11 protein-coding genes and 1 pseudogene are annotated in these 12,376 nt (G+C 71.8%); 3 read left to right on the top strand and 9 right to left on the bottom strand.

Going from position 1 to position 12,376, the window contains the following annotated elements; translation table 11 throughout:
- Positions 1 to 119 precede the first annotated feature (119 nt).
- Both MCBG_RS30205 and MCBG_RS30200 read left to right on the top strand, forming a co-directional pair.
- Complete coding sequence (locus tag MCBG_RS30205) at positions 120 to 833, top strand: N-acetylmannosamine-6-phosphate 2-epimerase (protein WP_043329777.1); 714 nt, start codon at positions 120 to 122, stop codon at positions 831 to 833.
- A complete protein-coding gene (locus tag MCBG_RS30200; protein WP_043329775.1) occupies positions 830 to 2,473 on the top strand; it encodes a DUF4127 family protein in 1,644 nt (547 codons plus the stop codon). Before MCBG_RS30205 ends, MCBG_RS30200 begins: the two co-directional genes overlap by 4 nt.
- 35 nt (positions 2,474 to 2,508) lie before the next feature.
- Here MCBG_RS30200 and MCBG_RS30195 read toward each other — a convergent pair whose 3' ends face one another.
- From MCBG_RS30195 to MCBG_RS30180, 4 genes and pseudogenes are all read right to left on the bottom strand, one after another.
- Entirely contained in the window at positions 2,509 to 3,225 is a 717-nt protein-coding gene (locus MCBG_RS30195; protein WP_043329773.1) for a VOC family protein, read from the bottom strand.
- A gap of 81 nt (positions 3,226 to 3,306) precedes the next feature.
- Entirely contained in the window at positions 3,307 to 3,639 is a 333-nt protein-coding gene (locus MCBG_RS30190; RefSeq protein ID WP_043329771.1) for a TfoX/Sxy family protein, read from the bottom strand.
- 40 nt (positions 3,640 to 3,679) lie between these two features.
- Complete coding sequence (locus tag MCBG_RS30185; protein WP_030500339.1) at positions 3,680 to 4,273, bottom strand: nucleotidyltransferase family protein; 594 nt, start codon at positions 4,271 to 4,273, stop codon at positions 3,680 to 3,682.
- A 140-nt stretch (positions 4,274 to 4,413) separates the two neighbouring features.
- Positions 4,414 to 6,085, bottom strand: a pseudogene (locus tag MCBG_RS30180) (bifunctional 3'-5' exonuclease/DNA polymerase).
- 174 nt (positions 6,086 to 6,259) lie between these two features.
- Between MCBG_RS30180 and MCBG_RS30175 the strand changes: the two are divergent.
- Positions 6,260 to 7,168, top strand: a complete 909-nt coding sequence (locus MCBG_RS30175) for an IS5 family transposase (RefSeq protein ID WP_198033326.1) — start codon at positions 6,260 to 6,262, stop codon at positions 7,166 to 7,168.
- 97 nt (positions 7,169 to 7,265) lie between these two features.
- On the opposite strand, the gene MCBG_RS30170 is transcribed toward MCBG_RS30175, so the two are convergent.
- Genes MCBG_RS30170 through MCBG_RS30150 form a run of 5 tightly spaced genes read right to left on the bottom strand, consistent with a single transcriptional unit; the run spans position 7,266 to position 12,324 of the window.
- Positions 7,266 to 8,216: a carbohydrate ABC transporter permease gene (locus MCBG_RS30170; protein ID WP_043329769.1), complete on the bottom strand. Its 951-nt coding sequence runs from the start codon at positions 8,214 to 8,216 to the stop codon at positions 7,266 to 7,268.
- A 13-nt stretch (positions 8,217 to 8,229) separates the two neighbouring features.
- Complete coding sequence (locus tag MCBG_RS30165; RefSeq protein ID WP_043329767.1) at positions 8,230 to 9,171, bottom strand: carbohydrate ABC transporter permease; 942 nt, start codon at positions 9,169 to 9,171, stop codon at positions 8,230 to 8,232.
- A gap of 22 nt (positions 9,172 to 9,193) precedes the next feature.
- Complete coding sequence (gene ngcE, locus MCBG_RS30160; protein WP_043329765.1) at positions 9,194 to 10,606, bottom strand: N-acetylglucosamine/diacetylchitobiose ABC transporter substrate-binding protein; 1,413 nt, start codon at positions 10,604 to 10,606, stop codon at positions 9,194 to 9,196.
- 24 nt (positions 10,607 to 10,630) lie between these two features.
- A complete protein-coding gene (locus MCBG_RS30155; RefSeq protein ID WP_030500334.1) occupies positions 10,631 to 11,380 on the bottom strand; it encodes a sugar isomerase domain-containing protein in 750 nt (249 codons plus the stop codon).
- Positions 11,377 to 12,324, bottom strand: a complete 948-nt coding sequence (locus MCBG_RS30150) for a MurR/RpiR family transcriptional regulator (protein WP_043329763.1) — start codon at positions 12,322 to 12,324, stop codon at positions 11,377 to 11,379. The genes MCBG_RS30155 and MCBG_RS30150 overlap by 4 nt, the downstream gene beginning before the upstream one ends.
- Positions 12,325 to 12,376 lie beyond the last annotated feature (52 nt).

The following is a 12,376-nucleotide window of genomic DNA, read 5'->3' as shown; positions in this document are numbered from 1 at the left end:
CTACCCGGCGGCTGGGCGCACGTGCCGCTGCTTCCGGCGGCGCTGGGCGCCGACGCGGTGGTGGTCGGCGCCGCCCGGCTCGCCACCGCACCGCCCCATCACGACGGAGGAACAAGCACGTGAGTGTCCTGGACGAACTCGCCGGCGGGCTGGTCGTGTCCTGCCAGCCCCTGCCCGACGACCCGGACGACCCGATGCGCGACCCGTACGTCCAGGCCCGTGTGGCGGCCGCAGTGGTCCGTGGCGGCGCGGTGGCGGTCCGGGTCAACGGCCCCGACGACGTGCGGGCCGTACGCGCCGCCGTCGACGTGCCGGTGATCGGGTTGTACAAGCACGGCACGCAGGGCGTGTTCATCACCCCGACCGCCGGGCACGCCCTCGAAGCGGCGCGGGCCGGGTCGCACGTCGTCGCGGTGGACGCCACCGACCGTCCCCGGCCCGACGGCCGGACCTTCGCCGACACCGTCCGCGCGGTCCACGAACAGAGCGACGCGTTGGTCCTGGCCGACGTCGCCACGGTGGCCGAGGGCGTCGCCGCCGTCGAGGCCGGCGCGGACGCGGTCGCCACCACGCTGTCCGGCTACACGCCGGCCGGCCCACCGATCGACGGGCCCGACCTCGGGCTCGTGGCGCGACTCGCCGCGCTGCTGCCCGTGCCGGTGATCGCCGAAGGGCGCTACCGGACCACGGAGCAGATCAGCCGGGCCTTCGAGGCGGGCGCCCACGCGGTGGTGATGGGCAACGCCGTCACCTCACCGCTGTGGATCACCCGCCGGCTGGTACCGGCCACCCCCCGGGCGGCAAGCGCGCCGGAGAAAAGGGAGCATCGATGAAGAGAAGAACCCTTCTTGCGGCCACCGGCGCGGCCGGCCTGGCCACCGTCGCCCTCGGCGGCCCCGCGTTCGCCCGGCCCGCCGGCCGGCGACCCAGCGTGGCGCTGGTGCCGCTGGACGACCGGCCGGTCAACACGTACTGCGCGGAGATGACCGGTGCGAGCGCCGACGCCGAGGTGCTGCTGCCGCCGCGGAACCTGCTGGGCCGTTTCTTCACCCCCGGTGACGGCGCCGGCATCGCCCGCTGGCTCGACGGCACCGACCGCGTCGACGGGTACGTGATCTCGGTGAGCATGCTGGCGTACGGGGGCCTGATCGCCTCGCGTACCGCCGCTCCGGCCCTGGCCGACGCGTTGCGCAACCTGGAGGCGATCCGGCGGCTGCGCGCACGCCGGTCCGACGCGGTGATCGAGGTGCACGACACGATCCAGCGGCTCGCGATCACCAGCACCGGCACCGACCTGGACAACTACCGTGACCTGCTGGTCCAGTGGGCAAAGCTGTACGACCAGGTGGTCAACCTGGGCCAGGAGGCGCTGCGGGGCCAGCTCGACGCCGTGCGGGCGCGCATCCCGGACGCCGTGGTCGAGGACTACCTGGCCGCGCGGGCACGCAACCACCAGGTCAACCGGCTGATGGTGGAGTGGGTCGCGGACGGGACGATCAGCCACCTGGTGCTCTCCGAGGACGACACCGCGCCGGTCGGCCTGGCCCGCGCCGAGCGGGTCGAGCTGGAGGCGCTGGTGGCGCGGCTCGGCGTCGGCGACCGGGTGGAGATCTTCCCCGGCGCCGACGAGGTCAACGCGCTGCTCGTCGCGCGCGTCGTCGCGTCCGGCGCCGCGCCCACCTACCGGGTGGAGTACGCCGGGGTGTCCGGCGAGGGCTGGACCGCCGCGCTGGAGGGCATCCCGTTCGCGGAGAACATCCGCCGGCACGTCACCTCGGTGGGCGGCCGGGTGGTGACCGGCGACGCGGACATCGTCCTCGCGGTGAACACCCCGTCGGCGGCGGCCGGGCAGCGGGCCGCCGACCTGGACGCGTTCGTCGGCCGCATCGGTGAGCTGCTGGCCGCCGGCACCCAGGTGATCGTGGTGGACCCGCTGATCGTCAACAAGGGCGACCACGACCTGGTGTCCCGGATGGAGGCCCATCTGGACCTGCCGGCGCTGCTGTCGTACTCGGGGTGGAACACCGGCGGCAACGCGCTCGGGCTGGCGCTCGCGCACGGCACCGCGCGGTGGGCGTACCTGCGTTCGTCCGGCAGCGGCTTCGGCGTGCCGGAGCTGCGCGGGCCGGCCCAGGCGCACGCCGAGTACCTGCTCTACCGGTTCGTCAAGGACGACCCGTGGAAGAACGTGGTGCAGGTCGAGGCGTACGCGCACGCCCGCGCGCAGGGCTGGGATCCGCTGGCGCTGACCGCCGAGCAGAAGCGCTACTTCGACGGCTGGGTACGCGACCGGCTGGTGCCGCTGACCGAGCGGTACTTCGCCGACCACTTCGCCGGGCACGAGCTGGTGCTCGGGGTACGCGGACGTAAGACCTTCACCGCGACGCTGGACCGGGTCACGGCGGTGCGGGTCGAGCTGCCGTGGGACCGGCTGTTCGAGGTCACGCTGGAGCCGAGCCTGCGGCTGCGCTGACCGGTGCGGGTGCGGTCCCCCGGGCCGCACCCGCCTCAGCGGGGCGTCAGCAGGCAGAACTCGGTGCCGTCCGGGTCGGCCAGCACCACGTCGCCGACGGTGTGCCGGCCCGTACCGGCCCGGGTCGCGCCGAGCGCCAGCAGCCGGTCGATCTCCGCGTCCCGGTCGCCGGCCGCGACCAGATCCAGGTGTACGCGGTCCCGCCCGCCGGCGTCCATCAGCGGCGGGCCGCTCCAGGTGACCTTCGCGCCCCCGCGCGGCGACTGGATCGCGGTCTCCTCGCCGTGGTCCCAGACCAGCGGCCAGCCCAGCGCCTCGCTCCAGAAGAGGCCGGCCGCCCGGGTGCCGTCGCAGTTGACCGCGCCGACCGGGCCGCAGCCGGCGAGGAACCTGTTCCCCGCCCCGATGACGCAGAACTCGTTGCCCTCGGGGTCGGCGAGCACCACCTGGTCGTCGTCCGGGCCCTGGCCGATGTCGATGTGCCGCCCGCCCAGCGTCAGCGCCCGGTCGACGGTGTCCCGCTGGGCCTGCGGTGACGCGCTGGTCAGGTCGAAGTGGATGCGGTTCTGCACCATCTTGGGCGCCTCGCTGGGCAGGAACCGGATGCGGAAGTCGCTGTGGGCGTCGCCGTCCAGCGCCACGCCCTCGCCCGGGTCGTCGAGGATCTCCCGGCCGAGCACCCCAGACCAGAACCGCGCGAGCCGCCGCGGGTCGCCCGCGTCCATGCTGACCGCGTAGAGGTGAACCGCCATCCGTCGTCTCCGATCCCCCGCTGCCGACTGGCCGCAGCGTAGGACGGGCCGGGCCGGGCGCGCACCCGGATATCCGGCGGGCTACTTCGCCGGCAGCGTACGCGCGAAGCGGACCCCCCGGTCGACCCAGCGGGCCAGGTCGGCGTCGCGCTCGCAGGCGGCGGGCGACACGGTGACCCAGCCGCGCATCACCCAGCCCCGCATGACTGTCGCCTCGGCGCCGGGCTCGGCGAGCGCGCGCTCGGCCTCGGCCGGGTCGACCCGGACCATCAGGCCGCCCGCGCCGCGCACCACCACCGCCATGTTGCCGCGCAGCATCATCGCCAGGCCGCCGAACATGCGCCGCTCGGTGATCCCGGGCTCACCCCCGAGACGTTCGCGTACGCGGTTCGCCAGGTCCTCGTCGTAGGCCACGGTCCGATCCTGGCACCCGGGTCCGACAGGCGGGCGCGCCTCAGGCGCCGACGCGCTGTTCGGGGATGGACAGGCCGTACAGCGCCATCAGTTCCGGACTGTCGATCCGGCTGCCGTCGGCCACCGAGTCGCAGGCGATGTCGACGATCTGGTCCTTGTGCGCCAGCAGGTACGGCCGCGCACCGACGTCGGCGCTGGCGAGCGTGGCGATGCCGGACCAGTGGCGGCGGCCGAACAGCATCGGGTAACCGCGCAGCCCGTCATAGGTGGCGCAGACCAGCACGTCCGGGTACGGCAGCGCGGTCACCCGGCGGACCGCCGCCGCGGTGAGCCCGGGCATGTCCACCGGCACCACGACGACGGCCTCGATGTCGTCGTCGGTGAGCGCGGCGAGCCCGGCCCGGATCGAGGAGCCCACGCCGGTGCCCCACGCGCGGTTGACCACGACCGTGGCGCCGGTCAGGTCGGTGGTCTGACGCACCTGCTCGGCCGCCGCGCCCAGGACGACCACGACCTGTGCGCAGCCCGCCTCGGCCATCGTGTCGATCATCTGGCTGACCAGCGGCTTCTCGCCCTGGTGCAGCAGCGCTTCGGGTCCGCCGATGCGGCGGCCGCCTCCGGCGGCGATGATCATTGCAGCGATCCGGTTCAGCGGTGCCCCCTCGATCAGGGGACGGACCGGGCACAGCCGCCCGGTCCGTCCCGTCGTACGCACACCGGGCCCAACGAGCACGACCGGATGCGGGTAGCGGGGCAAAACGGAAATTTGCGTGACTATGCCGCGTCTGCGTAGCAGTCGACAGTGGACGTGTCGAGCGGGAACCGGACCGGAGTGTCGCCGAACAGCAACCGCGTGGCCCGCGCGCCGGCCGCGGTGACCGCCTCCGCGACCGCCGCCGCCCGCCCGGCCGGGCAGTGCACCACCACCTCGTCGTGCTGGAAGAACACCAGCTCCGCCTCCGTGCCCGCCAGCTCGGTGCGCAGCGTCGCCAGCAGCGTGGAGGCCCACTCGGCGGCAGTCGCCTGGATGACGAAATTACGGGTGAAACGACCACGCGACCGGGCCGCCCGCGCCGACGGACTGTGCGGGTCGGCCTCGCCGTCGGGCAGCGCCTCCTCACCCTCGGCGAACCCCGCCGACCCCGGCGGGCAGGTACGCCCCAGCCAGGACCGGACCAGCCCACCCGCCTCACCGGTGCGCGCCGCCGCCTCCACGTAGCCGAACGCGGTCGGATAGTTCTTCCGCAGCACCGCCAGCGCCGGCACCGCCGCGCCGCCGGTCTGCCCGTACATCGCCCCGAGCAGGGCCACCTTGGCCTTCGCCCGGTCACCGGCGAACGCGTCCCGGGCCAGCGCGGCATACAGGTCACCGGCCCCACCCGCCGCGGCGAGCCGCTCGTCACCGGAGACCGCCGCGAGCACGCGCGGTTCGAGCTGGCCCGCGTCGGCGACCACGAACGTCCAGCCCGGGTCCGCCACCACTGCCTGCCGGATCACCTTCGGGATCTGCAACGCCCCACCGCCCCGGGTCGCCCACCGGCCGGAGACCACGCCGCCCGGCACGTACTCCGGGTGGAACCGGCCGCCGGCGACCCAGGCGTCGCGCCAGGCCCAGCCGTGCGCCGTCCAGATCCGGTACAGCTCCTTGTACTCCAGGACCAGCGGCGCCGCCGGATGCTCCACCCCGCGCAGCACCCAGGCCCGCGTGTTCGGCAGGTCCACGCCCGCGCGGGCGAACGCCCGCAACAGCTCCGCCGGCGAGTCGGCGTGCACCTGGCGTACGCCGAACGCGTCGGCGATCCGGGCCTGCAACTCGGCCAGCCGACGCGGCGGCCCGCCCACCGGTGACGCCTCACCGAGCAGGTCGGCCAGGATCGCGTCGTGCACGTCGACGCGCCACGGCAGACCGGCCGCGCCCATCTCGGCGGCGACCAGCGCGCCCGCCGACTCGGCGGCCACCAGCAGCCGGAACCGGCCGGGATGGGTGGTCGCGGCGATCCGGGCGAGCTGGTCGGCGTACACCCGGGTCAACGCCGTGATGCCCGGACCGGGCGGGCCCGACGGCGGCGGCTCGAAGAGCGCGGCCTGGGCGTGGCCCGGCGGCTCGGGCGGGCGGGGCGCCGGGTCCGGCGGTACCGGCGCGCCGGTCAGCCGGGCCCAGGCGGCCGGCAGCGCGCGGGGCTCGCCCCAACGGCCGGCGTGCCCGAGCAGCAGCGCCTCGGTCAGCTCGACGTCGTGGCAGCGGTCGAGCCGGGACCCCGGCACGCAGCAGCGCCGGGTAGACGCCCGCCCAGGCGGCCCAGAGCCAGCGGGGGTGCCCGGCGGCCTCGCGGGCGGCCACCGCGGCGGCCAGGTCGGTGACCTCCTCGGTCGGGCCGGCCGGGGTGCCGTCGGCGTGCAGCGGTTGCAGCACGCCGCCGCCCCGCTCGTCCGCCACCACCGCCATCAGCACGGACGCATTCTGCCCCCTCCCCCCGACACGCTCCGCGTGTAAGGAAGGGCCCCCTCTTAGTGAGTGTTTGAGATTTGGGGTGCGGCGGCGTGTCGGGTTGAGGTGAGGGAAGGCCCTCGGTAGGTCCGGTGGTGTCGAGCCAACCGTTTCCATGCCGAGGGCCTTCTGATGACGTTGTACCCGATCACTGTCACGCCGTCCGCGTCGCCCCGCCGTTATCCGTCGCAGCGGGTGCGGCGGGAAGGGGAACGGGCGGTGCGGCGGCGGTATCCCAGTGATCTGACCGATGCGCAGTGGGCGTTGATCGCGCCGCTGGTCACGCCGGTGTCGGTCGGTCGGCGGGGGCGGCCGCCGTCGCATCCGATGCGGGCAATCGTCACGGCGATCCTGTATGTGGCCTGCACCGGTTGTCCGTGGCGGGCCCTGCCGCGGGAGTTCCCGCCCCCGGGGACGGTGTACTGGTGGTTCGCTCGATGGCGCGATGACCACACGTTGATGCGTCTGCACGACCGGTTGCGGGAGCAGTGCCGTACCGCCGCCGGACGGCACGCGCATCCCAGCGCCGGAGCGATCGATTCTCAGTCGGTGCGCGCCGCGGACACCGTGCCCCGACACAGCCGCGGTTTCGACGTCGCGAAGAAGGTCAACGGCCGTAAACGCCACATCGTCGTGGACACCATGGGCCTACTCCTGGCCGTCATGATCACCGGCGCGCACGTCAACGACCGCACCATCGCCCGTGACCTGCTCTGGCGCACCCGGCTGTTCCACCCCCGCCTACGCCTGCTCTGGGCAGACGGCGGCTACATCGGCACCCTGAGCACCTGGGCCCGCCACGCCCTCGACCTCACCGTGCACCTGGTCCACAAACTCCCCGGACAACACACCTTCGTCGTGCTGCCCCGCCGCTGGGTCGTCGAACGCACCTTCGCCTGGATCAGCAAGAAACGCCGCTGCGTCCGCGACTACGAACACCTACCCACAAGCCACGCCGCCTTCGTCACCTGGGCCATGATCCACGTCATGGTCACCCGCCTGGCCCGACACACGAAACCGGCCCAGGCAACCCACACCTGAGCCGGAATCTCAAACACTCACTTAACGCCTGCGGTAGAGGAAGGGCCCCTTATTAACGCTGAGCGTTAATAAGGGGCCCTTCCTTACGTCCGGCGGGTTACTTGCCGACGCCGGCGGTGAGGCCGGACTGCACCTGGCGCTGGAAGACGATGTACACGATCAGCACCGGCAGCATCGCCATGGTGACACCGGCGAAGAGTCCGCTCCAGTCCGACTTGTAGCCCTGGTTGACCGACAGCTCGATCAGCCCCTGGGCGATCACCTGGTTCTTCGGCTCGCCGGAGACCGACTGCATGAGCAGCGTCGGCAGGTACCACTGGTTCCACTGGCCGAGCACGTTGAAGATGCCGATGCTGATCAGGCCCGGCTTGGCCATCGGCAGCATCACGCTGAAGAACGTACGGGTGTGCGACGCCCCGTCGACCTGGGCCGCCTCGGCGATCGAGTCGGGCAGCGTCCGGAAGAACGAGTGCATGAAGAAGATCGTGAACGACAGCGACCAGGCCACGTAGACCAGGATCAGCATGAGGTGCTTGTTCGGGCCGAGCAGCGGGAGGCTCACCCCGGTGTTGTAGACGCCCTTGAACAGCGGCACCGCGGCCAGGTAGATCGGCAGCGTCAGCCCGGACAGGAACATCCAGTAGATCAGCCGGTTGCCGCGGAACTCGTAGCGCGCCAGCGCGTACGCGGCCATCGAGCCGAGCAGCATCGTCAGCGTCACGCTGAACACGAGCACGAGCAGCGTGTTCAGGAAGAAGCTGTCGATCCCGGCGGTCCAGGCCCGGGCGAAGTTGTCCCACTGCAGCGCGTCGGGGATCAGCGACAGCGGTTCGCGGATCACCTCGGAGTCGGTCTTGAGCGCCGACATCACCACCCACAGCAGCGGGTAGACCACCATGATCGCCCAGACCGCGAGGAACAGGTGCGAGAAGCCGTTGAAGATCCGGCCGCCGAAGCCGTTGCCGACGTCCCGCCGGGCCGCGGGTGGGCGGGCCGGCGGCGCCGTGTCGGACCGGGCCGGACCGGAGGGGTGCGTCACCGTACTCATCGTCCAGACCTCCTCAGAACTCGATCCGCTCACGGCGGGTGATCCTCAGCTGGAGCGCGGCCAGCAGGATGGTGAAGATGGCCAGCGCGACGGCGATCGCGCAGGCGTAACCGAACTGGCCCTTCTGGAAGGCGTTGAACTGGATCACCGAGGCGAAGATCTCGCTGGCGTGGTTCGGTCCGCCCTGGCTCGGCGTCATGACGAAGACCAGCGCGTACATGTCCAGCGCGATGAAACCCAGATAGACCCAGGCGACCGAGATGCTGTCCCGCAGCAGCGGCAGCGTCACCTTGAAGAACGTGTGGAACCGGCCGGCGCCGTCGAGGATGGCGGCCTCGTAGATGTCCTTCGGGATCGACTGCATCGCGGCGGAGAACAGCACCATGTAGAAGCCGGCGCCGCTCCACACCGCGATGAACAGCAGCCACCAGAGCACCGCCGGCACGCCGAGGAACGGCTCCGGGTCGGCGGTGAAGGCGATCGGGTTGTCCGCGTCGACCAGCCCGATCTTGATGAGCAGGCCGTTGATCAGACCCTGCCCGTCGGTGCGGTAGATCTGCTGCCACATGACGGCGATGACCACCAGCGACAGCACCTGCGGGAAGAAGAAGATGACCTTGTAGATCCCGGAGCCGAAGACTCCGCGGATGCCGGCCCTGTCCTCGCGTCCGCCCACGTTGAGCAGGAACGCGAGGAACAGGGCCAGCGCGATCGTGAACAGCGGCACGGTGACCAGGAAGAACACGTTGTGCCAGAACGCCTTCCGGATCAGCTCGTCGGAGAACAGCCGGACGTAGTTGTCCAGCCCGACGAAGCGCTGGGAATCGGAGTACCCGCCCCAGTCGGTCAGCGAGTATCCCGCCGCCTGGGCGAACGGCCACACCACGTAGAACAGGTACAGCGCGACGGGCAGGGCCAGGAAGCCCGTGACGAAACGCGCGACTCCGTGCCGCATTGGACTCACTTCCTCGCGGTGATCAGGCGGTGCGGGTCTGCTTCTTGATCGACGAGTCCTTGGCGACCTTGTCGGCGGCCGCCTGCATCTTGTCGACGAACTGCTGCGCGGTCAGGCGGCCGGCCATGAGCTCCTCGGAGAGGTTCTGGCTCTCCTTGTCCAGGTCGGCGTAGAAGTCCGGGAACTTCACCGAGATCAGGTCCGAGCTGCCGTTCTTCATCAGCGAGTTCGCCGACGCCAGCGCGGTGTCCTGGACGTTGTCGCCGGAGCCCTTGGTGGAGGCCAGCGACTTGGTCAGCTCGGCGAACTTCGCCGAGCCGGCCTTGGAGAGGATGGCCCGCAGGAACTCCTTCGCGGCCTCCTTGTTCGGCGCCTTGCTCGGCACCACGAACCCCTCGCCGGAGGAGGCGAAGACGTCCTTGGCGGCCTTGTCCCCGCTCTTGCTCCAGTAGTCGGAGATGGTCATCTCGAAGCCCGGCGGGATGGTCGCGGCCATCTCGTTCTTCAGCCAGGTGCCGACCTGGATGAAGGCCGCCTTGCCGTCCAGGAACGCCTGCTGCGACTGGGTGTGGTCGAGCTTGCCCGGCAGCAGCAGCTTGTCCTTGACCAGCTTCTCCCACGGCTCCAGCGCCGCGACGATGCCGTCGGCCTTCCAGGCGCCGTCCTTCAGGTTGTCGATGTCGACGACTGCCTGCTTGCCGACCGCCTTCCAGATGCTGGCGAACAGCGCCCAGCGCGGGTAGTAGCCGTGCACCGCGTCGTGCACGTACGGCGCCATGCCCTTGGCCTTGATCTTCGGCGCGAGCGCGAAGAACTCGTCCCAGGTGGTCGGCGCCGTCCAGCCCTCCTTCTTGAACAGGGCGGCGTTGTACCAGTTGCCCCAGACCGTGTACGCCACGTTGACGACGTAGAACTTGCCGTTCTGCGTACCGTCGGCGACCGTGCCGGGCAGCAGGCTGTCGGCGACGGTCCCCTCGCTGTCCCAGGCCGGCGCGGTGAGCAGGTCGTCCAGCGGCTCGATCGCGCCCTCGTTGATCAGCGTGCTGCGGTCCATCATGTCGGCGCCCGAGTTCATCACCAGGTCGCTCGGCTGCGTCGCCATCTTGGGCTGCTCTTCGGTCTTGATCTTCTGGGTGGAAGACATGTTGACCGTGATGTTCGGGTGCTTGGCGTTGAAGATGACCTTGTCTTCCTTGGCCCACTGGTCGCCCAGGCCGCCGTTGAAGACCACCACCTTGACCGCGCTGCCGTCCTTGACGCCGAACGGGTTGTCCTTGCTCTTGGCCGCGCCGCCGCCGTCGGACTTGCTCGGCTCGCTGCCGGCGCACGCGCTCAGCAGACCCGCCGCCGGTACGGCCAGCAGACCGGCCGCCGCGGCACGCTGCAGCAGGGTCCGACGGCTGACGTCGCCGAACTTCTCGGGAGTAACCGACATCTTGTCTCTCCTTGTGGTGTTGGGTCAGGCGGTCCGCCGGAGGCGCCCGGCGTACCGCGACTCGAGGGCGAGGTTGTGCTCGTCCCCACCGGGGACGTTGGCGGAGAGGTAGACAGGGGGTACCTCTCCGGCCTGGTGGAACCGTCGTACGACCTCGGCGGTCAGCAGCTGCGCCAGCAGCGCCGCGGTGACCGAGGAGACCGCACAGACCGCGCCGCCGCCCTCGAGCGGCAGCAGTGCGTCGCCGTACGGCGCGCCGTTGTCCAGCACGACGTCGGCGAGGTCGGCGAGCCGGTGCCCGGACGGGTGCCGAGGAGCTACCCGGGCGGTGTGCTCGACCGAGGTGACAGCGATCAGCTGGTGGCCGCCGCGCTTGACGAGCGTCGCCAGCTCGACCACCGAGCCGTTGATGCCGGACTGCGAGGCGACCACGAACACGTCCTCCGGCTGCGGCGCCGCCAGCGCGTAGAGCTGGTGCGCCACGGCCGGGTCGCGTTCCAGTTTCGGATCGGCGAGCACGTCGCGGGGCGCGTCGCCGTGCAGCACGAGGTCGTGCAGGGAGAGCCGGTTGGCGGGGACCAGGCCGCCGGCCCGGGCGACCAGTTCGGCGGCGAACGCCTCGGAGTGACCGGCGCCGAACGCCTGGAGGACGCCGCCGGCGCGCAGGCCGGAGGCGATCAGGTCGGCCGCCCGGTCGACCGCGACCGCCTGGGTGTCGACCAGCCGGTCGAGCACCGGGCGGACCGCGTCGGCGTACCGTTGGGCACTGATCATGAGAGGGACCCCTTCGCGGCCTTGTGCCCGTCGACGGCCTGGGCGGTACGCCGGAAGGCCGCGTGGGCGCGGTCGTGGGTACGCTGCGCCACCGCGATGTAGAGCAGGTCGAGCACGACGAGCTGGGGATGCCGGGCGGAGAGCGCGTCCGGCCGGAACGTGGTCGCCTGACTGGCGGTGACCAGCACGATGTCGGCCAGCTCGGCCAGCGGCGAGCGGGGGAAGCCGGTCAGCGCGACTGTGGTCGCGCCGCGGCTGCCCGCCTCGGCGAGCAGCTCGATCGTCTCCCGGGTCTGCCCGGTGTGCGAGATGCCGAGCGCGACGTCCCCGGCGCCCAGCAGCGCGGCACTGGCCAGCCCCTCGTGCACGTCGTTCCAGGCCCACGCCGCGACCCCGATGCGGTGCAGGCTGAACTGCATCTCCTCGCCGACCAGCGCGCTGCCGCTGGCCCCGAAGATGTTCACCCGGCTGGCCCCGGCGATGGCGACCGCGGCGCGTTCCACCTCGGCCAGGTCCAGCAGCGCGGCGGTGTCGTGCATGGCCCGCGTGTCGGCGGCCATGATCTGGTCGAGCACCCGGGACAGCGGGTCGCCAGGCTGGATCTCGCGTCCGATGTCGACGGTCCAGCCGGCGGAACGGGCCCGTCCGGTCTCGGCGGCGATGCCGAGCCGCAGGTCGGCGTACCCCTCGAAGCCCATCGCCCGGCAGAACCGGGTGATGGTCGCCGGTGACGTGCCGCTGCGCTCGGCCAGTTCGACGATGGTGGCCCGGGCCGCCGCCTCTGGGTCGCTGAGCACGTGCTCGGCGACCCGGCGCAGCGCGCCGGTCAACTCCCCCGCGCCGGCCCGGACCCGGGCCAGCACACCGTCGGCGCCCAGCCGGTCGGCCGGACCGGCATCGACCACCGCGGTCGCCGCGGAAGTCTCCACCTCGTGCTCGACCATCGGCGGGCGCCTTTCGGAAAAGAGTGTTAACTGTTAGTGGTAAAAGTTCTTA

Origin of the sequence: Micromonospora sp. M42, assembly GCF_000568915.1 — a bacterium.
In the GTDB taxonomy this organism is placed as follows: Bacteria; Actinomycetota; Actinomycetes; order Mycobacteriales; family Micromonosporaceae; genus Micromonospora; species Micromonospora chalcea.
Note: the sequence above shows the minus strand (reverse complement) of the source record. Positions and strands in the feature narration are given on the sequence as shown.

Bases quoted from the DNA above. Each gene is read 5' to 3' on its own strand.
- MCBG_RS30200 (WP_043329775.1), top strand. From the start codon at position 830: ATGAAGAGAAGAACCCTTCTTGCGGCCACCGGCGCGGCCGGCCTGGCC.
- MCBG_RS30195 (WP_043329773.1), bottom strand. From the start codon at position 3,225: ATGGCGGTTCACCTCTACGCGGTCAGCATGGACGCGGGCGACCCGCGG.
- MCBG_RS30185 (WP_030500339.1), bottom strand. From the start codon at position 4,273: ATGATCATCGCCGCCGGAGGCGGCCGCCGCATCGGCGGACCCGAAGCG.
- MCBG_RS30175 (WP_198033326.1), top strand. From the start codon at position 6,260: ATGACGTTGTACCCGATCACTGTCACGCCGTCCGCGTCGCCCCGCCGT.
- MCBG_RS30170 (WP_043329769.1), bottom strand. From the start codon at position 8,216: ATGAGTACGGTGACGCACCCCTCCGGTCCGGCCCGGTCCGACACGGCG.
- MCBG_RS30165 (WP_043329767.1), bottom strand. From the start codon at position 9,171: ATGCGGCACGGAGTCGCGCGTTTCGTCACGGGCTTCCTGGCCCTGCCC.
- ngcE (WP_043329765.1), bottom strand. From the start codon at position 10,606: ATGTCGGTTACTCCCGAGAAGTTCGGCGACGTCAGCCGTCGGACCCTG.
- MCBG_RS30155 (WP_030500334.1), bottom strand. From the start codon at position 11,380: ATGATCAGTGCCCAACGGTACGCCGACGCGGTCCGCCCGGTGCTCGAC.
- MCBG_RS30150 (WP_043329763.1), bottom strand. From the start codon at position 12,324: ATGGTCGAGCACGAGGTGGAGACTTCCGCGGCGACCGCGGTGGTCGAT.